Below are 19,193 nucleotides of genomic sequence, written 5' to 3'. Positions count from 1 at the left end.
GACCTAGGTCATAATAAATGACCTAAGATAATATTTAAAACTAGCCCGCCATTCATTTTATAGATAACTCAATGCTAGAGTACTTTTGTCATTTTTCTATATTCGAGAAGTCATAAGGAAAAAATATGGCCAAGAAAAAATTCAGCGAATCCATACAGCGCTTTGGTAGGACCCTACTCCTGCCAATCGGTGTTTTAGCGCCTATCGGTATGATACTGGGTATCAGTGGCGCTTTAGTTCAGTCTTATATGATTGCACGCTTTCCTTTCCTGGGGAATGAAACAGTCAATGCATTATTAGTGAGCATCCGCTCTATTGCAGGGGTCGTGTTTGATAATATTCCACTGCTATTTGCTATGGGGGTGGCTTATGGTATGAGCCATAAAGACAAGGGGATCGCCGTGTTTGCCTCCGTTGTCGGCTATTTAACCTTGATTAGCACCATTAATATTTGGCTCGTTTTGACGGGGAAACTCGCTGATCCTGCCGTAATGACTCAAGTGGGGCAGATCAAGGTGTTAGGTATTCAAACCATGAATATCAGTGCCGCAGGGGGGATTATCACCGGATTAATTGCCGCTTGGGCGACAGATAAATTCTATAACCTTGAACTTCCTACCGCTTTTGCCTTCTTCTCCGGTAAAAAATCCGTTGCCATTATTATGGTGGGATTAATGATTGGCGTAGGGGCATTACTACCCTTTATCTGGGAAGTCTTGGTGATGGGATTAACAAAACTTTCCGCGGTCTTCCTGAGTCCTGTCGGACCATTCTTTACAGCAGGGGGAGAGCGACTGTTTATTCCATTTGGTTTACACCATGTATGGAACGTGTTGTTTAGATTTACCGAAGCAGGTGGCTCTTACGTTATTGATGGACAAACCTATGTGGGTGTTGTTCCTGCCATGACAGAAGTGTTGTTTAACCAAGGGCCAAGTAGTGAATATTGGTCAATGATGCCAAGCTTAACGCGTTTTATGGCACAACAACAAATGCTGGTCACTCTGTTCTTATTCCCAGCAATTGCCTTAGCAATTTATAGAACGTCGAAAAAAGAGAATCGCGCAGAAGTTAAATCTATGTTGGTGACCATGGTATTAACCGCCATGTTAGGTAACGTCACTGAGCCACTCGAATTTACCTTTGTGTTTATTGCGCCACTTTTATATCTGATTTACGCCATTATTGTTGGTATTGGTGCGGTTTTACTCTCTTTTGCTGGCGTGGCGATTGGCTATATCCGAGGTACGGTATTTGACTTCACCATCTTTGGTCTGCTCTATGAACATACCAACTGGATCTACTTAGTGATTATTGGTTTAGGTCTGGCGGTTGTCACTTACTTCATTTTCTACTGGGCCATTATTAAGTTTGATATCAAAACACCGGGTCGTGAAGAATCAAGCAATATGAAAAATACACTTATTAAAGAGAAGCGTTATGGCGAAATTGCGGAGATCTTAATTCGTGCTTTAGGCGGAAAACAAAATATTCGTAACGTTGATAACTGTATTACTAGACTCCGTGTCGATATCGGTGAAGTAAATCAAATTGATAAAGAGTTAATGTTGGAATCAGGTTGTACAGCATTCTTTATTCCTGCAGCGAACCATGTCCATATTGTTTATGGGCCAAAAGTTGAGTTTGTTCGCAATGCTGTTGATGAAGCAATGAAGAAATAACAAAGGATACAAAATGAGAGCGTTATACGATTCTAAAAGTAAAACAATCGATGATCGCGGTATTAAAGCGCTGTTATCCAATGAAGCTAAATATTCAACTTGGTTGATGTTTGAGGCGATGCTCGCTCAAGCTCAAGCTGAACACGGTTTTATTCCACAGTCAGCGGCTGATGAAATTAAAGAAAAAGCGGTTATTGAGAATATCGATTTTGAAGAAATGAACCGCATTTACCAAAAAATCGGTCATGGTTTCGTGCCCTTTTTAAAAGTGTTAGTTAAGGCATGTTCCCAAGAGAGTGGTAAATATGTGCACTACGGCATTACCACGCAGAATATTCAGCAAAGTTCACAGCTTTATATGATGAAGACAGTGCACCATAAATTTATGTTGCTACTTGGGGAGATCATCGAAAATTTAGCTAACTTGGCAGAAAAAACCAAACATATGGTTATGCCCGGTAGAACACATGGCCGCCATGCTATTCCTATTACTTACGGCTATAAAGTATCGGTCTGGATCAGTGATTTTATCGACTGTTATCAGCGCATGAGAGAGTGTGAAAAACGCGTCTTTACTATCATGATGGGCGGTGCTGTGGGTGCATTTAACTCAATGCCAGAAGTGGGTATGAAGGTGCAAAAACGTGTGGCTGAATTAGTTGGTATGGAAGCGATGGAGGTGCCTTCTCGTAACCTTAGTACACATAAATTAGAGTATATGGCTAATTTGGCATTGATGGCTAATATCTGCCATAAAATTGGTGAAGAAGTTTATAGTACGACACTTGAGGAAATTGCGGAAGTTTCGGAAGGGTTTACCAAAGGTACAGTTGGCAGTAGCACTATGCCGCATAAAATTAACCCTAAACTGGCTAAAGGGATCATCGCTAACTCACAAAAACTGTATTCTTTACCCAGTGTGGGTATGTATTCTGCGGTAAGACCTTATGAAGGGGATAGTAGCTCCTATATGTTATTTGATGGGTTACTGGAAGAGGCATTAGAGCTGACAACAGAAATTCTATTAAGAACAGAAGAGCTTTCCAGAACAATAGTACCGCATGAAGAGAGAATGCTACATAACGTCATGAGAAATAAAGGATTAGATAATACAGAGTACGTTATGATGAAAATGGCAGAAAAACTAGGCAAAGATAAAGCACACTCTTTATTGTATGAAGAGGCGATCAAAACAGCAGCAGATGGCGAAGATTTCTATACTAACTTGATAAAAAATCCCGTTATCTCTGCGGCATTTAGCCCAGAAGAAATTAAAGCAATGCTTGATCCAAGAGCCTATATCGGTTTATCGGTGGAAATTGCGGAGAAAGAAGCTAAACGCGGGCATGTGGCTAGCCAAGAAATTAAACAAAACTATCAATAAGTCTATTAATAAATAAAGTTATCAAGTATCCAAACATCGGGGATAATTAGTCAGAGAGCTTCTTAAATAAGAAGCTCTCTTTTTGTTTTTTAACCAATCAAACCATGTACCAATATTATACCGATACAGATAGGGCCGATATAACGCCAAACTAATAATAAGCATTGGCGTTTTGCTCCAGTAATATTATCTGGAATAACCGCATTGGCTCTACGTGACCAGCCAAAAATTAAACACATCGCAATACCAAACAGTGGCATTAAGATATTGGAGGTTAAGTAATCCAATAAATCAAAGAGTGTTTTGCCCCCTAAAGTTACATCACTCATAGGACCAAATGATAATGAAACTGGGATACCCATTAACATAATAGAGGCTGTGACCACTAAGCCAGCTCTACGGCGAGTCCACTGAAAACGCATTTGTACATAAGCGACGATATGTTCGAGTAATGAAATTGCAGAGGTTAATGCTGCCATTAATAATAAAACAAAGAAAGTGACCGCCAAGATATTGCCACCAGGCAAGTTAGCAAAATAGACTGGCATGGTCATAAAGGTTAAGCCTGGGCCAGCATTTGGCTCTAATCCAGCAGCAGTTAACGCAGGGAAAATCATTAAGCCTGCTAAAACACACACTAAACAAGAGAGGATCACAACCCACATACTAGAGTTAGCAATAGTCTTATTATCCGCTAAATAGGCGCTATAGGTAATATGAATACCCAAACCGATAGACAGCGAGAAGAAGGCTAATCCCAACGCATCTAACACTCCTTGTGGGGTTAATTTACTAAAATCAGGATATAAGAATAATTTTAAACCTTCTGAAGAGCCGGGTAAGCTAATACCGACAATAATCAAAATAATCATGATAATAAACAGCAATGGCATCATGATCTTGACGGCTTTTTCTAATCCGCGTTGAACACCCGCTAATACGACAAAACATGTTAATCCGGCAAACACCAAGTGAGCAAGAATAGGCCATAAAGGGTCACTGATAAAACGGGTGAAGATCCCCGTTAATTCACTACTATCAGTAATATTTAATTCACCAGTAGCTGCCATAATGGTGTAACCAATGGTCCACCCCCCGACAACACTATAAAAGCTATAGATACACCATGAACTAAATACACCAATGACACCGATAATTACCCAATTACGTCCCATCATCTTTTTGAAGGCATTAACGGCTTCGGCATGGGTGCTACTACCTAAAATATTTTCAGCTAATAAAACAGCTAATCCGATAATAAAGCTAAATAACAGAAAGACGACGAGGAATGCACCACCCCCATTATTGGCGGCGACATAAGAGAACTTCCAAATTGCACCAATACCAATGGCAGAGCCAGCGGCTGCTAAAATATGGCCTACACGAGATGTCCATTGTTGGCTCATTTTGCCTCCGATTTCATTATGTTAATGATAGAAACGGTTGCCGAACAATAGTGTATTGCAAAGGTGTGATAACCCTTAATCCTTGTAGTGGAACGAGACATCATAAAAACTCCCCTAAAAACAGTTCCACCAGCAGGGTTATAAAAAAACCACCTTACTGGTGGCTTTAGCAAAAAATGAACGAGCTTGGCCACCCTAATAAAGTAGGAGTAGATGTAGGCCTAGAAGTCGATTGTTAGTGTTAATGTTCATGTTTTTGCTTTTTATTGAAATGAATTTGGTTTGTTGCACTGATTTATTGAATGCCACTGCTAACAAATAACTATTTTGTTATATCATAAAAACAAATTAATGAAAGCCCTTTTTTTAAAAAACTTGATAACGTTTTGATAACTTTTGCTCAGAAAATCTTGTCGACAAAAATGTCGATATAACCTTGGTAGCCAGTGACAGAAATACTATCTACTTATTTTTACATGGTTTTTTACTTGGCATAAATCGTGCTTAGTTGGATGTTCTTTATGACTCTTTTACTCCCTAGTTAGGGGAAAGGATATCAAATGAACAAAATCAACTCCGTCTGTCCTTATTGTGGCGCTGGCTGCAAAATCAATCTCTGTGTCGAAAATGGTCGAATAATCAAAGCTGAAGGTGCCAATGGTGTCACTAATCAAGGCGAGCTTTGTTTAAAAGGTCTCTATGGATGGGATTTTTTAAATGACAATAAATTACTGACAGCCAGAATTCATCAACCGATGATCCGCCGACAAAAAGGGGCTGATTTTGAAATTGTCAGTTGGGATGAAGCGATTGAGTTTACGGCTAAAAAGTTACTCGCAATTAAAGAGAAATACGGTGCTAAATCTATTATGTGCACCGGCTCCTCTCGGGGTACAGGTAACGAAACCAATTTTGTGATGCAAAAATTTGCTCGTGCTGTATTGGGTAATAATAATGTTGATTGCTGTGCCCGTGTTTGTCATGGCCCTTCTGTTGCTGGTTTACAAGAAACACTAGGCAATGGGGCAATGAGTAATTCCATTGCTGATATTGAAGATTCAGATTGTTTGTTGGTGTTTGGTTATAACTGTGCCGATTCTCACCCTATTGTGGCGCGTCGTGTGGTGAAAGCGAAACAAAAAGGGGCCAAAATTATTGTTTGTGATCCCCGAAAAATAGAAACAGCGAAGATTGCTAATCAATATCTTCCCTTAAAGAATGGCACCAATATGGCGTTAGTTAATGCATTTGCCTATACGCTGATTGATGAAGATCTTTATGACAAAGAATATGTGAGTCGTTACACCGAAGGTTTTGAAGAATATAAAAAACAGCTGGTGGATTATAGCCCTGAAGCAGTAGAACGTATTGTTGGGGTTTCTGCAAGCGAGATCCGCCAAGCTATGCGCACTTATGCAGCCGCAAAAACAGCCACCATTATGTGGGGAATGGGGGTAACACAATTTGGTCAAGCGGTAGATGTTGTGAAAGGGCTAGCGAGTTTAGCGTTATTGACGGGTAATTTAGGCAAACCACATGCAGGGGTTGCTCCTGTTCGCGGGCAAAATAATGTACAAGGTGCTTGTGATATGGGGGTTTTACCCAATATGTTCCCCGGCTATCAAAGTGTGACAGATGAAGGTATTCGTCAAAAATTTGCTCAAGCTTGGCATATTCCGGTTGAAAAACTCGATCCGCAAGTGGGTTATCGCATTACTGAAGTCCCTCATTTAGCCATTGAAGGTAAAGTAAAAGCTTATTACATCATGGGAGAAGATCCACTTCAAACTGAGGCAGATTTAGGTCTGGTTAGAAAAGGTTTTCAAGCGCTCGATTTTATTGTGGTTCAAGATATCTTTATGACGAAAACGGCAGAGCAAGCAGATGTCATTTTACCTTCTACCAGTTGGGGTGAGCACGGTGGTATTTTTACTTGTGCTGATAGAGGTTTTCAACGTTTTGAACAGGCAGTACAAGCACGTGGTAACGTTAAACGTGATTGGGAAATCATTAGTTTATTAGCCACGGCTATGGGCTATCCAATGTCTTATACAGATAATGAAGAAATTTGGCATGAGGTAAGAGCATTATGTCCGCTATTTTTCGGTGCGACCTATGAAAAATTAGCGGGATTAGCCCATATACAATGGCCTTGTCCTGAACTCGATCATCCGGGAACACCCTATTTATATTCAGATAATCGATTCACAACACCATCAGGTAAAGGCCAGCTTTTTGCTACCGCATGGCGCGCTCCCGCAGAGTTGCCTGATGATGAGTATCCAATGATTTTATCAACGGTACGTGAGGTAGGGCACTACTCTTGTCGCTCAATGACGGGTAATTGTAAAGCATTAGCATCATTAGCAGATGAACCGGGGTATGTGCAAATTCACCCTGATATTGCTAAAGCGGCAGGTATTGCTGATCAAGAAATTGTTTGGGTTGCATCTCGTCGAGGTAAGGTGCTGTCACGGTGTAATTTAAACGAAACCGTTAATAAACAAGCTATTTATATGACTTATCAATGGTGGATTGGTGCATGTAACGAACTGACACAAGATAATCTCGATCCTGTTTCAAAAACCCCAGAAACTAAATATTGTGCTGCACGAGTGGTGAAGATTGACGATCAAAAATGGGCAGAAAGCCAAGTCGCTCAAGATAATCACGCCATGAGAAGTCGTTTAATTAATTTAGTCGAGCAAGCAAAAACAGCGACACACTAAATTAATCACTCAAGAGAAATATAACAAAATCAATGGAGGCTATTTGGCCTCCATTTTTATTCTGTTTATTTATCATCATGTTATATCAATTTGGTCATTGTTTGATCTTCTTCACAGATCGTAGTTTTTCTGATTGAGAAATAAAACTCCGTAAAATAATATAATTCGGAGTTACATTTCAAAAAAAAGAGAGCAGTGAGTTCAACATGGCACTAATTGAAAAGATGACTAAAGATATTCAACAAAAAGGTGGGTTAATTGTTTCTTGCCAACCTGTTGATAATAGTCCAATGGATAAACCTGACATTGTAGCCGCAATGGCTCAAGCAGCAGTAAATGCAGGTGCCGTCGCAGTACGTATTGAAGGAATTGATAATTTAAAAGCAACACGTCCTCTTATTGATGTGCCAATTATTGGAATTGTAAAACGTGATTTGCCTGATAGCCCTGTCAGGATCACGCCTTGGTTAAATGATATTGAAGCATTGGCCGCAGCTGGTGCTGATATTATCGCTTTTGATGGTACTGATCGCCTACGCCCAGTTCCCGTGAAAGCATTGCTAGAGCATGTTCATCGTTTAGGAAAACTAGCGATGGCAGATTGTGCCACTTTTAATGAAGGGATGTATTGTCATCAACTCGGTACTGAATTTATTGGCTCAACGATGTCAGGTTATACCGGTGGGGAAATACCAAAATTACCCGATCTTCAACTGGTGACCGCATTAGCAGAGCAAGGATGTCGAGTGATTGCGGAAGGGCGTTATAACACACCAATGATGGCGGCAAGGGGTATGCAAGCGGGAGCTTGGGCTGTCACCGTTGGCTCTGCATTAACTCGTCTTGAACATGTCTGTGAGTGGTTTACTCAGGCATTAAAGTGGCAGCAGGAGTTAGATAGATGAATACATTAGCGATTGATATTGGAGGAACCAAAATCTCGGCAGCATTAATTAGCCGAGATAACCAATTGACACAACATCGACAAATAGCAACACCAGCAAGTCCATCTCCAACACAACTTTATGAAGCATTAGTTAGCATTATTACACCATTAAAAAACCATGCCGATAGTGTTGCCGTTGCATCAACAGGGATCATTTGTAATGGCATTTTAACCGCATTAAACCCCGATAATTTAGGTGGATTAAACGATTTTCCTTTAATGGAAACACTATCAACCCTTACCGGATCACCTTGTTGGTTACTTAATGATGCCCAAGCTGCCACATGGGCTGAGTATTATCATCGTCGTGACACTATATCTGATATGGCGTTTATTACGGTCTCAACCGGCGTTGGCGGAGGCATTGTTCAGCAAGGGCAGCTACTAATAGGAAAACGTGGTCTTGCAGGCCATTTAGGTCATACCTTAGCTGATCCTCGAGGCCCTCGTTGTGGATGTGGCCGCTATGGTTGTGTTGAAGCCATCGCATCGGGGCGTGCGATTGCCTCACAGGCTGAAGGGGAACTTGCTGGTAAAGATGCTAAGGCAATTTTCAGCGCTTTTCATCAGGGAAACTTACAGGCTACCACCATTATTAAACGCTCTGCCAACACCATAGCTAATTTGATCACAAATATTAAAGCTACAACAGATGCTGATTGTGTTGTGCTTGGTGGCAGTGTGGGGCTTGCTAACGGCTATCTCGAATTGGTTCAAGTTGCTATGGCACAACAACCATTAGCATTACAAGTGCCGATTGTATCAGCTCACTATCATCATGATGCTGGATTATGGGGCGCAGCCCTATGGTCTAGAGAGCAATAAAAAAACTGTCGTAAAACTTACCTTTTACCCTACATATGGCAGGACTAAAAAATGCAATTACATGATTTTGGTTTTATTAACTATGCAGTGCTGTTTGGCTATTTGGCAGCTATGTTACTCGTGGGTGTTTATTTTTCTAAACGTCAAAAAACTGCGGATGACTATTTCCGTGGTGGAGGGCGAGTTCCTGGGTGGGCCGCTGGAGTGTCTGTATTTGCGACCACATTAAGCTCGATTACATTTATGTCCATTCCTGCTAAAGCTTATACTTCTGATTGGACCTTTATTATTGGACAGTATTTAGCTATTGCAATTTTACCTTTAGTTTTTTATTTCTATATTCCTTTTTTTAGAAAATTAAAAATCACCTCCGCTTATGAATATCTAGAAGCTCGTTTTGATGTTCGTAGTCGTTTGTTTGCTAGCCTTTCATTTATGTTATTCCATATTGGGCGTGTTGCTATTATTACTTATTTAACCGTACTAGCTTTACGTCCTTTTATGGGGATTGATCCGGTCGTGTTAATCGTATTAATAAGCTTATTATGCATTCTTTATACTTGGATGGGGGGCATTGAAGGCGTTATTTGGACGGATGTTATTCAAGGTTTATTACTTTCTGGTGGTGCTGTACTGATCTTTATTATGATCTGTTTTAAAGTTGATGGTGGTATTAGCGAAATTTTTACTACTACAGCACAAGCAGATAAATTCTTTCCTACCACACAATGGCGCTGGAGTTGGACAGATAGCACTATTCCTGTATTAATGATTGGGTTTTTATTTGCCAATATTCAGCAATTTACTGCTAGTCAGGATGTTGTGCAGCGCTATATCGTTACCGATTCTATTAAAGAAACTAAACGTACATTGATAACTAACGCTAAATTAGTGGCTATTATTCCTATTTTCTTTTTTGCCATCGGCTCTGCATTGTTTGTTTACTACCAACAAAACCCAAGCTTATTACCCGCAGGATTTAATACGGGGGGAATTTTGCCACTATTTATCGTGACGGAAATGCCTATCGGTATTGCAGGGTTAATTATTGCAGCTATTTTTGCTGCTGCACAATCAAGTATTTCTAGTAGTTTAAATAGTATTTCAAGTTGCTTTAATTCTGATATTTATACTCGTCTTAGTAAATCATCCCCTAGTCCTGAACAAAAAATGAAAGTCGCAAAGTTAGTTATTATTGTGGCAGGGATATTCAGTAGTTTAGCGGCAATTTGGTTAGTTTTATCCGATGAAGCTGAAATTTGGGATGCATTTAATAGCCTTATAGGTCTTATGGGCGGACCAATGACAGGCCTATTTATGCTGGGAATTTTTGTAAAACGTGCTAATGCCGGTAGCGCCGTTGTTGGGATCATCGTGAGTATTATTGCAGTATTGGCTGCACGTTATGGCAGTGATCTTAACTTCTTCTTCTATGGAGTCATTGGTTCAATGTCAGTGGTGATTGCAGGAACCATTACGGCACCACTTTTCGCACCAGCAAAACAGCTTTCCTTAGATGACAGTGAAACATCAGAGAACTAAGAAGGAATAATCTATGTTATTTGGACATTTATCTGATTTGGCGACTATGCCAGAAATGAATCCAGCGTTACGTCATGCAATGGAAAAAGCATTAGCATTTGATCCCGCGTCACTTGCACCGGGCAGCTATAAAATTGATGGTGAGACGTTGTTTATGAATGTTATGACTTTTGAAACCGTGCCTCGTGAGCAAAAACAAGCCGAATTGCATCAGCGTTATATCGATATTCAGATCTTACTATCAGGTGAAGAGACAATTGATTTTGGAATACAAGGTTCGGCACAAGATGTGACACCTTATAATGAAACGGATGATTATCAGTTGACTGATAACATCATACATCGTCAAACATTATCCCTTACACCAAATATGTTCGCCATTTTTATGCCTTATGAGCCACATAAGCCAGGTATTGCGCAGAAAAATGAGGCCAGTACATTAAAGAAAGTGGTTATTAAACTAGATGTTGCCGCGTTAACTCACTAATCATTATTATTTAATAAAACGCTTTATTTCTCATGTATCAGTTAGTTGGAGTTATAGTGATACTGAGAATAAGGCGTTTTGTTATTATCACATTATTGTCTTAACAAGGCTTTTTTTAACCTGTTGGAATTGGTACTCTTGTGGGCAAAATTCTATTCTCGTGTATTTGCTGCAAGCAAGGATAATGTCCATGACAGAACAGGCAACAACTCGATTAAAGCCGGGTAAAATACTTGATACGCTAGGCGCTATGAAAAATAGCTTAACTCGCGTATCGCAACGTATTGCAGACTATATCCTGTTCCATCCTACGGAAGTGACTCAGTTGTCTATTGCCCAACTCTCTCAAGCAACCAAAGCAGGTGAAGCGACGGTTGTCCGCTTTTGTCGGACATTGGGTTATAAAGGTTTTCAAGACTTTAAAATGGATTTGGCGATTGAAATGGCAACATCAGATAATGATGAATCGCCAATCCTTGATGCAGAAGTCAGTCACCAAGATGATATCCATACTATTGGCCTAAAATTGCAAGCAACAATAAATAATGTGTTATCAGAAACATTAAATTTACTCGATATGCAACAAGTGCAAGGGGCGGTCAATGCACTATTATCAGCAAACTATGTTTTTATCTGCGGCGTTGGCTCTTCGGGGATCACTGCGGAAGATCTGAAAAATAAACTTATGCGTATTGGTTATCGTGTTGATGCCGTAACTAATAACCACTTTATGTATATGCAAGCCTCATTATTAAAATCTGGTGATGTCGCTATCGGTATTAGTCATTCGGGTAATTCATTAGAAACGGTTCATGCATTGAAATTGGCTAAAGAAGCGGGCGCAAGCACGATTGCATTGACGCATAATTTAGGCTCACAAATTATGGAATATGCAGATCATCATTTAATTAATGGTAATCGACAAGGGAAATTACAAGGCGATTCTATTGGCACAAAAACAGCACAACTTTTTGTTTTAGATTTGCTTTATACCTTGTTAGTTCAGGCTAAGCCTGAAACAGTAAAAGAGCAGAAATTACGTACTCTCAATGCGTTAAAACAGACGCATTCAGCATAAGTTTATTGCTATTTTAAAGCATCTTGAGCAGAAAGTAGCTAAAGATCACAGTTTTACCTTTCTCTTTCCTTCAGGGCTATTTTCGTTATTGCGTTATGACTAGTCGCACTCTAATATAGAGTTAAACTCCATAAGTTAATTAATAAAGAAATTAATCTCCATAGGAAGTGATCATGAACAAACTCTCTGGACTGATTGCCGCGCCTCATACTCCTTTTGCTGCGGACGGTAGTGTTAATTACCCTGTTATTGATGATATTGCTAAGCACCTAATTACGACTGGGGTAACAGGGGCTTATGTCTTAGGTACTACTGGTGAAGGTATACATTGCTCGGTTGAAGAGCGTAAAAAAGTTGCTGAACGTTGGGTTACAGCGAGTCAGGGACAACTTGATCTTATTATTCATACTGGTGCATTAAGTATTGCTGATACGTTAGAACTTGCTCGTCATGCTGAAACATTAGATATTAAAGCCACATCAGTGATTGGCCCTTGCTTCTTTAAACCTAGTCATGTTGATGATTTAGTAGAATATTGTCGTTTAGCAGCGGCAAGTGCACCCTCAAAAGGTTTCTACTATTATCATTCCACCATGTCAGGATTAAGCATTGATATGGAAAAGTTTTTACAAGCAGCAGGTAAAGTGATCCCCAATTTATCTGGCATGAAATTTAACTCCCCTGATATGTATGAATTTCAGCGTTGCTTACGGGTAGAGGGAGGCAAATATGATATTCCATTTGGCGTTGATGAATTTATTCCGGCAGGATTAGCTTGCGGTGCATTAAGCGCTGTAGGTAGCACCTATAACTACGCTGCACCGTTATATCTTGAGTTAATTGAGAAATTTAATCAGGGTGATCATCAAGGTGTGGCAGATTGCATGGATAAAGTTATCGCTATTATTCGAGTTTTAGTCGAATACGGTGGCGTTGCTGCAGGCAAAGTAGCAATGCAATTGCATGGTATTGATGTTGGCGCTCCTCGTCGTCCTTTACGCCCACTGACTGCTGAACAAAAAGCAGATGCACTGGCGAAATTTAAGGCGGCAAATTTCTTATCATAAATTGCGTTTTGCTTAGAGCATAACATTGTAGATAAACCTATCCTTTAACATCTCCCCCATTGGATGTGACAGTGGCTTTCGCTTGAGAGCCACTTTTTTATTATCTACTTTATGACTTGATTTTAAGTACCATTCAATTCAATGTATTAATAACAATCTTCGTTACCGAGGTTTATCGATGGCCTATTCATTTTTAACCCAAGCAACAGTTAAAAAATTATCGCGCAATGAAAAGTGGTTACAACAGATTAATAATGAAGATATTATCGATTTGAGTTTAAATGCGGGGCAGCTCATTATTGATAAACCAAAGGTGGATGAGGATTTTATCCCTTTTAGCCAACAATTAGATGTTTATTGTCAGCAAATTGCTCAGCAATTTCCTTTTATAGCGGTGACTCCACAATTACAACTTCATTGCACTTTGTTGACCATTTTTAATCAACCTATAGCGTTATTTGAGCCTCAGAAATTAATGTTACTGGCTTGGTGTCAAAAAATAACGAATATCTTTAATAAGATAGGAAAGATTGAGATCCTATTTAATGATATTATTTTAACGACTAATGGAAGCGTGATATTAATAGGTGTATCAAAAACATTAACGCAGTTTAGACAACAGGTTTACCAGCAAATCCCCATTGATCATCATCTGCATAAAAATATTATTCACATTACGCTTGGGCGCTTACAGGAAAGTGTGTCATCAGAAAAAATAACACCACTTTTTCAATTTTTAGCACATAATCGATTATCACTTCCAATCAATATTAAAACCAGCATTAACTATCCTAAATTTGTGGTGAGCAAAGGCTCACTATCGTCTGAGATATTGTTAAATAAGACGATAGAGTTTAATCAACAGTAACAGTAGATATTTGAAATCATTTATATCAATATTAAAAATATTCTCTTTACAACTAAAGTGATATTTTTAATTGATGTATAATCCAGCAATTCTTTTTATTTGGATAGTACATTGAGTTATGAATATAAAATATCGTGCTGATATTGACGGTTTAAGAGCAATTGCTGTTATTTTGGTTATCTTCTTTCATTTAGATAATCGCTTAATACCATCAGGTTTTATTGGTGTTGATATCTTTTTTGTGATCTCGGGTTTCTTGATCTCGTTAATTATTAAAACATCACTTTTACAAGGTCATTTTTCATTTGGTGATTTTTATATTCGCCGATTATGGCGTTTACAGCCACTCTATCTTTTTGTTTTAGTAGCAGTTCTTGTAATTTCAGGTATTTTCTATCTACCTAGTGATTATCTTGATATCACTAATAGTGAAAAATATGCTTCAGCTTTTCTGTCTAACAAATATTTTGCAAGAGCAACGACTAGTTATGCAGCGCAAGATGCACTCTTCTTACCGTTATTACATACATGGTCTTTAGCAATAGAATGGCAGTGGTATCTATTCTTACCTTTTGTACTCTATTTTCTTCACAAAATTAATCATAAAGAGAAAATAAATAATTTTTATTTTATTGTTTTTATTACAATAATTTCTTTCTCCTTGGTGCTTGTTTATCAAAAAGATCAACCTAAGAATTATTATTACTTTAGTACGCGTATATTTGAGTTTATGTTAGGGGCTTGTGTTGCTTATTTACCCGTAAAAGTAATCATTAATCAAAGAGTTAATAGTGTTATTAGTCTCATCGCCTTAGGGGTTATCTTTTGGATAGCCGTTCAAAAAGATGTGATTGCTGGTTATCCGAATTTCAATACGTTATATGTTTGTCTTAGTGTTGCACTAATTATTTATACAGGACAACATGGCAGTATTATTCAAATAGTGTTGTCATTAAAGCCAATAGTGATCATTGGATTATTATCTTATTCACTTTATTTATGGCACTGGCCCTTATTTGCTATTGCGCGTTATATAGGCGTATTTAACACCGAGATACAAAAAGGGTTATTTTTAGCATTAACATTTTTACTCTCTATTTTTTCTTACCTTCTTATTGAAAAACCGTTTAGAAGAAAACGTTTGAACTTTAAATATTCGATAACATTATTGTTTGTTATACCTATTTTATTGGCTTTAGGATTAAATGCATTAAATGAAAAGTATCATGGATTTGGAGTAAGGCTTGGGCAAAATTACGTTAATTTAGAAAACAAACTCAATCAATTCGATTATCCCAATCGAGGTAATTGTATGAATTTTCAAGCCTCTGATCCTGATAAGATGTGTCATATTGGTAAAGTGGGTAGCCAGAAAAAAGCCTTTTTATTAGGGGATTCCCATGCTAATCATTTTTGGGGATTTATGGATATTTTAGGTAAAGATGCTGAGCTTGATGTCTATGCGCAAGCAACTTCATCATGCATTACTATTCCTAATATTTATCTTTATGATTGGTCTAATCATAAGAATACGGTTTATCAACGTTGTTATGATCAAACAGCAAAATATTACCAGATTATTAAACATAATCGGTTTGATTATGTGATTTTTGGACAGGTTTGGAATAATTACGCCTCAAATCATGTTATTAATAAAATAGGTGATAAAAGAACGGTTGAGGCATCTCGTCAACGTGTGGAAAAATCGATGCGTGAAGCGCTTGATATCATTGTTGCTACTGGAGCCAAACCTGTTTTTATAAAAACCGTTTATTCAATGCCTAGTGGTTTTATGACCTGTTTTTATGAAAATGCCAAGTTAAGAAAAGATTTTGCTGATAACAACTGTAATCCCAAAAACTATAAAGGTGAGGGGAATACATGGATGAACCAATTATTTGCTAAATTAAAACAGGACTATCCAAGCTTAATTATTATCGATCCTAAAGATGTACAATGCGATAAAGATACCTGCTTAACAGATATTGAAGGAGTGCCGGTTTATCGTGATGTAGGACATATTACTGATTATGCATCAACGATTTTTGGCATGATGTATATTAATAAGATGGGTAATCCATTTAAAGAGAACCAATAACCAAGCTGTTTTTACTTAGATTATAATAGTGCCACCTATTTAAGAATATAGGGGCACTATGGTTGTTTCTCTATCAATAATAGAATTAATTTAATGATCTAGCGAAACAGAATGTACATGCTGTAATTGTTTTAATGAACAATAAAACTCTGGTAAGGTTATTTTTTGTCGCACAAGTAGTTTTAAGTTAACTTCAACGCGCTCCTTTTTAATATCACGAATAGTCAGGTTTTCAATAACGTTTTTGTTGCTTTTTAAATAGTCAATTAAAAGAGAAACACCACTTTCATGAGTAAATAGCATTCGCACTTTAATTTTACCTAAGCGTTGATTATTCATTTGAAACAGCACTACTTGTGGGCTTAGTTTAATAGCCATAAAAAAGAGGAAAGTCACAACGATAGCATGCCAATAAAAGCCGGAGCCACAGGCGATACCCACTCCCGCAGATGCCCAAACAATGGCCGCAGTCGTTAATCCTGAAATGGCATCATCTCGTCGATGTAAAATAACACCAGCGCCCAGAAAGCCGACCCCACTGATAATTTGTGCAGCTAACCGCATGGGATCACTGCGAATATTGTCAGAAATATTGGCGTAATATTCGGCTGATTGAATAGAGACAATGGTTAATAAACAACTGGCAACAGCAATAATGACACAAGTTTTAAAACCAACTGGTTTTCCCTTTGATTCACGCTCTAAGCCAATAAGACCGCCTAAGATAAAGGCGGCCAGTAATTTAGCAATACTTGATAGTGATAATGGGCCAATAGTGTCAACAAACTGTATTAATGCATCCATGGTTTGCTCCTGACGTTGGCTTATTTTTTATTTTAAAATTAAGGTGCTGTAATTCCTCGTGATGTTTCTTTATTTTCACTATTTCTTTTTTTAGAAACATCATCTTTAAAGAAGAAAATAAAGAATAGGGTTACCACCGCCGCTACAATGGCAGGATAGACCCAGAATGTTGACCATTGTGGTAATGCTGCATCACCTGTTTCAGTTACGGTTGTGTTAAAGATTTGACCACAAATAGTGGAAGCAAATAGTAAGCCGAAACCATTAGAGACAATAAAGCGCAGACCTTGTGCTTGTGCACGAATTTCAGGTTTTGCTTTGCGATCGACATAGATATCTCCTGCAGTAAAGAAGAAATCCCAACATAATCCCTGTAGCATTAATCCGATGACGATAAAGTAAAGCTCTGTATTTACTGCAGCATAAGAGAAAAACATAGAGCGTATGATCCAGCTCACGGCTCCTAGCAGTAGTGTAATTTTGAAGCCAAATTTCATTAGGAAGAATGACAAAACAAACATAAACAGAACTTCGCAAGCGATCCCTATTTGCATAATAGAAGCCGCATTATCAAAGCCTAATGCTTTAATAAAGACAGGAATATAAGCAGAATAAGCTGTTTTGGGGATCATTAAAATAAAGATGCTAAACATCAAAATAGCAAAGTAGCGATCTTTAAATAAAGACAATGCATCTAAACATAAAATATCGCGTAGTGAGAAAGGCTGGCCTTTCGCTTTAGGTGGCGTATTAGGTAATGTAAAACAATAGAAACCGAGTAATACACCAACTGCAGAAGCGATATACCAAGTCATTGTGCTACCAGAGAAGCCCATTTCACCCAATATAAAACCAATTGCCATAAAACCAAACGTACCAAATACGCGAATAATTGGGAAATATTTAACCCCATTAATATGGGAGAAACTAATGCTATTAGATAGCGCAGTGGTTGGATAAAACAATAAGCCAATAATAAAAATTAAAAATAATGTCATGCCACTGTTTTGTGCTTCAATAAATTGGGGAACACAGAGAATAACGACGGCATTAATTAAATGAAGTATCCCCATGACTTTTTGTGAAGCAAAGAAACGATCTGCGACCATACCAATAAATAAGGGGGAGATAATTGTCGCGACACCTAATAAGGCATAAGCATTGCCGATAATACTTGCCATACCATAACTACTTAATACGAGTCCCATGGTCATATTCCATGCTCCTTGCATGAAATATTGCACAAACATCATAATAAGTAGGCGAGAAGTTATTTTCATATCCATTGTCGTACCCCTCTTAATTGGTTTCTAACGTTAATCCGTCGTAGGCAACACGGATATGATGAGGAGCACAAACCGTTTCTAATTCATGATGCAGTAATTTACCGCTATGTGAGATATGCGAAACGACAATTTGTGTAGCTTGATGCAAACAGCCTTGTTGTTGCAGTTTTTCTTTGGCGGCAAAAACCGTTTCTAAGCTCATATGATTATCTGTACGATCTTTTCCATTTAAGCCATAAGTACACTCAAAAACAACAATATCAAGTGGTTTGTTTTCTAACCATTGCCAAGTTAACTCTGGGAACCAACCCGAATCATGGCCATAGAAAATAGCTTTGCCATCTTTTTCAATATGATATACATAACAAAGTTCCCATTTCGCATGATTAGCAAGCAGCGGCGTAATTTTATAACCATTTCTTTCGACCGTAACGAAAGGGATTAAGCAATGAAATGCAAATCGCTCTTTCGTATAACCTGGTAATACTTCAATACAGCCATTGATAGCGCGATCGTTACCGAAAATATGTAAAGGATGGTTAATTTCAAAACCATAGCCTTCCATTCTGCTAAATAGTTCACCAACATTAAAATGATCAGGATGAGTATGGGTAAATAGCAAACTTTCAAAATGTGTTGCGTCCATACCATCACGCATCAGTTGGTAACTAAAAGTGGGGGAGACATCGATCAACATAATGTCATCCACAATAGCAGAAGAGTGCGTTCTAATATCTTTACCGGCTAATTTTCTTGCTTTCAGACAGTGTTCACAACGGCAGAAGGGATTCGGTATGCCTTCTGAGGCAGCCGTCCCTAAAAAATGAAGCTTCATAATAAATCCCCTTATCTTATTGTTTATTAGTATTTTATTAATTTTCTGGTGTTGGCTATTTGTAGGTTACAAATAAATTTGAACGTTCCAATAATAAAATGACATGTGTTATTTGCCAATAAATGAAGATCAGATCAGTGATCTTATTCAAATATT

General features: G+C 38.3%; 15 protein-coding genes. 11 read left to right on the top strand and 4 right to left on the bottom strand.

Features of this window, described 5'->3' with window-relative positions:
• The first annotated feature begins 125 nt into the window (after positions 1 to 125).
• Entirely contained in the window at positions 126 to 1,682 is a 1,557-nt protein-coding gene (locus AACU98_RS00220) for a PTS transporter subunit EIIC (RefSeq protein WP_004246679.1), read from the top strand.
• 13 nt (positions 1,683 to 1,695) lie between these two features.
• The gene (locus AACU98_RS00215) at positions 1,696 to 3,066 is read left to right on the top strand and encodes a class-II fumarase/aspartase family protein (RefSeq protein WP_004246680.1); all 1,371 of its coding nucleotides are present in this window, start codon (positions 1,696 to 1,698) and stop codon (positions 3,064 to 3,066) included.
• Between the two features lie 89 nt (positions 3,067 to 3,155).
• On the opposite strand, the gene AACU98_RS00210 is transcribed toward AACU98_RS00215, so the two are convergent.
• Positions 3,156 to 4,472, bottom strand: a complete 1,317-nt coding sequence (locus AACU98_RS00210; protein ID WP_004246681.1) for a sodium-dependent transporter — start codon at positions 4,470 to 4,472, stop codon at positions 3,156 to 3,158.
• Positions 4,473 to 5,032: 560 nt separating this feature from the next.
• On the opposite strand from AACU98_RS00210, the gene fdhF reads away from it, so the two are divergent.
• The 9 genes from fdhF to AACU98_RS00165 all read left to right on the top strand — a co-directional run bounded on the left by fdhF (position 5,033) and on the right by AACU98_RS00165 (position 16,112).
• Positions 5,033 to 7,201: a formate dehydrogenase subunit alpha gene (gene fdhF, locus AACU98_RS00205; protein ID WP_004250014.1), complete on the top strand. Its 2,169-nt coding sequence runs from the start codon at positions 5,033 to 5,035 to the stop codon at positions 7,199 to 7,201.
• Positions 7,202 to 7,407: 206 nt separating this feature from the next.
• On the top strand, positions 7,408 to 8,106 hold the full coding sequence (locus AACU98_RS00200; RefSeq protein ID WP_004246683.1) for an N-acetylmannosamine-6-phosphate 2-epimerase: 699 nt from the start codon (positions 7,408 to 7,410) through the stop codon (positions 8,104 to 8,106).
• Positions 8,103 to 8,972, top strand: coding sequence for an N-acetylmannosamine kinase (nanK, locus tag AACU98_RS00195; protein WP_004246685.1), 870 nt, complete (start codon positions 8,103 to 8,105; stop codon positions 8,970 to 8,972). Before AACU98_RS00200 ends, nanK begins: the two co-directional genes overlap by 4 nt.
• 51 nt (positions 8,973 to 9,023) lie before the next feature.
• A complete protein-coding gene (locus tag AACU98_RS00190) occupies positions 9,024 to 10,514 on the top strand; it encodes a sodium:solute symporter (RefSeq protein WP_017827145.1) in 1,491 nt (496 codons plus the stop codon).
• 13 nt (positions 10,515 to 10,527) lie between these two features.
• Positions 10,528 to 11,001: an N-acetylneuraminate anomerase gene (nanQ, locus tag AACU98_RS00185; protein WP_049213250.1), complete on the top strand. Its 474-nt coding sequence runs from the start codon at positions 10,528 to 10,530 to the stop codon at positions 10,999 to 11,001.
• A gap of 190 nt (positions 11,002 to 11,191) precedes the next feature.
• Positions 11,192 to 12,079, top strand: coding sequence for a MurR/RpiR family transcriptional regulator (locus AACU98_RS00180; protein ID WP_004246688.1), 888 nt, complete (start codon positions 11,192 to 11,194; stop codon positions 12,077 to 12,079).
• Positions 12,080 to 12,252: 173 nt separating this feature from the next.
• A complete protein-coding gene (locus AACU98_RS00175) occupies positions 12,253 to 13,146 on the top strand; it encodes a dihydrodipicolinate synthase family protein (protein ID WP_004250016.1) in 894 nt (297 codons plus the stop codon).
• Between the two features lie 178 nt (positions 13,147 to 13,324).
• Positions 13,325 to 14,014 (top strand): hypothetical protein, encoded by a 690-nt coding sequence (locus AACU98_RS00170; RefSeq protein WP_004246692.1) that lies wholly within the window; start codon positions 13,325 to 13,327, stop codon positions 14,012 to 14,014.
• Positions 14,015 to 14,132: 118 nt separating this feature from the next.
• Positions 14,133 to 16,112, top strand: a complete 1,980-nt coding sequence (locus AACU98_RS00165; protein WP_129623502.1) for an acyltransferase family protein — start codon at positions 14,133 to 14,135, stop codon at positions 16,110 to 16,112.
• Positions 16,113 to 16,202: 90 nt separating this feature from the next.
• Here the strand turns inward: AACU98_RS00165 and AACU98_RS00160 are convergent, their stop codons facing one another.
• The 3 genes from AACU98_RS00160 to AACU98_RS00150 are packed head-to-tail and all read right to left on the bottom strand — an operon-like array spanning position 16,203 to position 19,037.
• The gene (locus AACU98_RS00160; RefSeq protein WP_161735321.1) at positions 16,203 to 16,916 is read right to left on the bottom strand and encodes an MgtC/SapB family protein; all 714 of its coding nucleotides are present in this window, start codon (positions 16,914 to 16,916) and stop codon (positions 16,203 to 16,205) included.
• A 38-nt stretch (positions 16,917 to 16,954) separates the two neighbouring features.
• On the bottom strand, positions 16,955 to 18,202 hold the full coding sequence (locus AACU98_RS00155) for an MFS transporter (protein ID WP_004249023.1): 1,248 nt from the start codon (positions 18,200 to 18,202) through the stop codon (positions 16,955 to 16,957).
• Positions 18,203 to 18,215: 13 nt separating this feature from the next.
• Positions 18,216 to 19,037, bottom strand: a complete 822-nt coding sequence (locus AACU98_RS00150; protein WP_004249024.1) for an MBL fold metallo-hydrolase — start codon at positions 19,035 to 19,037, stop codon at positions 18,216 to 18,218.
• Positions 19,038 to 19,193 lie beyond the last annotated feature (156 nt).

The sequence above is a fragment of the Proteus sp. G4380 genome, assembly GCF_963885725.1.
GTDB classification, from domain to species: Bacteria; Pseudomonadota; Gammaproteobacteria; order Enterobacterales; family Enterobacteriaceae; genus Proteus; species Proteus mirabilis.
Note: the sequence above shows the minus strand (reverse complement) of the source record. Positions and strands in the feature narration are given on the sequence as shown.

Excerpts from the sequence above, each read along its gene's own strand:
- AACU98_RS00220 (WP_004246679.1), top strand. The coding sequence starts at position 126 with ATGGCCAAGAAAAAATTCAGCGAATCCATACAGCGCTTTGGTAGGACC.
- AACU98_RS00215 (WP_004246680.1), top strand. The coding sequence starts at position 1,696 with ATGAGAGCGTTATACGATTCTAAAAGTAAAACAATCGATGATCGCGGT.
- AACU98_RS00210 (WP_004246681.1), bottom strand. The coding sequence starts at position 4,472 with ATGAGCCAACAATGGACATCTCGTGTAGGCCATATTTTAGCAGCCGCT.
- fdhF (WP_004250014.1), top strand. The coding sequence starts at position 5,033 with ATGAACAAAATCAACTCCGTCTGTCCTTATTGTGGCGCTGGCTGCAAA.
- AACU98_RS00200 (WP_004246683.1), top strand. The coding sequence starts at position 7,408 with ATGGCACTAATTGAAAAGATGACTAAAGATATTCAACAAAAAGGTGGG.
- nanK (WP_004246685.1), top strand. The coding sequence starts at position 8,103 with ATGAATACATTAGCGATTGATATTGGAGGAACCAAAATCTCGGCAGCA.
- AACU98_RS00190 (WP_017827145.1), top strand. The coding sequence starts at position 9,024 with ATGCAATTACATGATTTTGGTTTTATTAACTATGCAGTGCTGTTTGGC.
- nanQ (WP_049213250.1), top strand. The coding sequence starts at position 10,528 with ATGTTATTTGGACATTTATCTGATTTGGCGACTATGCCAGAAATGAAT.
- AACU98_RS00180 (WP_004246688.1), top strand. The coding sequence starts at position 11,192 with ATGACAGAACAGGCAACAACTCGATTAAAGCCGGGTAAAATACTTGAT.
- AACU98_RS00175 (WP_004250016.1), top strand. The coding sequence starts at position 12,253 with ATGAACAAACTCTCTGGACTGATTGCCGCGCCTCATACTCCTTTTGCT.
- AACU98_RS00170 (WP_004246692.1), top strand. The coding sequence starts at position 13,325 with ATGGCCTATTCATTTTTAACCCAAGCAACAGTTAAAAAATTATCGCGC.
- AACU98_RS00165 (WP_129623502.1), top strand. The coding sequence starts at position 14,133 with ATGAATATAAAATATCGTGCTGATATTGACGGTTTAAGAGCAATTGCT.
- AACU98_RS00160 (WP_161735321.1), bottom strand. The coding sequence starts at position 16,916 with ATGGATGCATTAATACAGTTTGTTGACACTATTGGCCCATTATCACTA.
- AACU98_RS00155 (WP_004249023.1), bottom strand. The coding sequence starts at position 18,202 with ATGGATATGAAAATAACTTCTCGCCTACTTATTATGATGTTTGTGCAA.
- AACU98_RS00150 (WP_004249024.1), bottom strand. The coding sequence starts at position 19,037 with ATGAAGCTTCATTTTTTAGGGACGGCTGCCTCAGAAGGCATACCGAAT.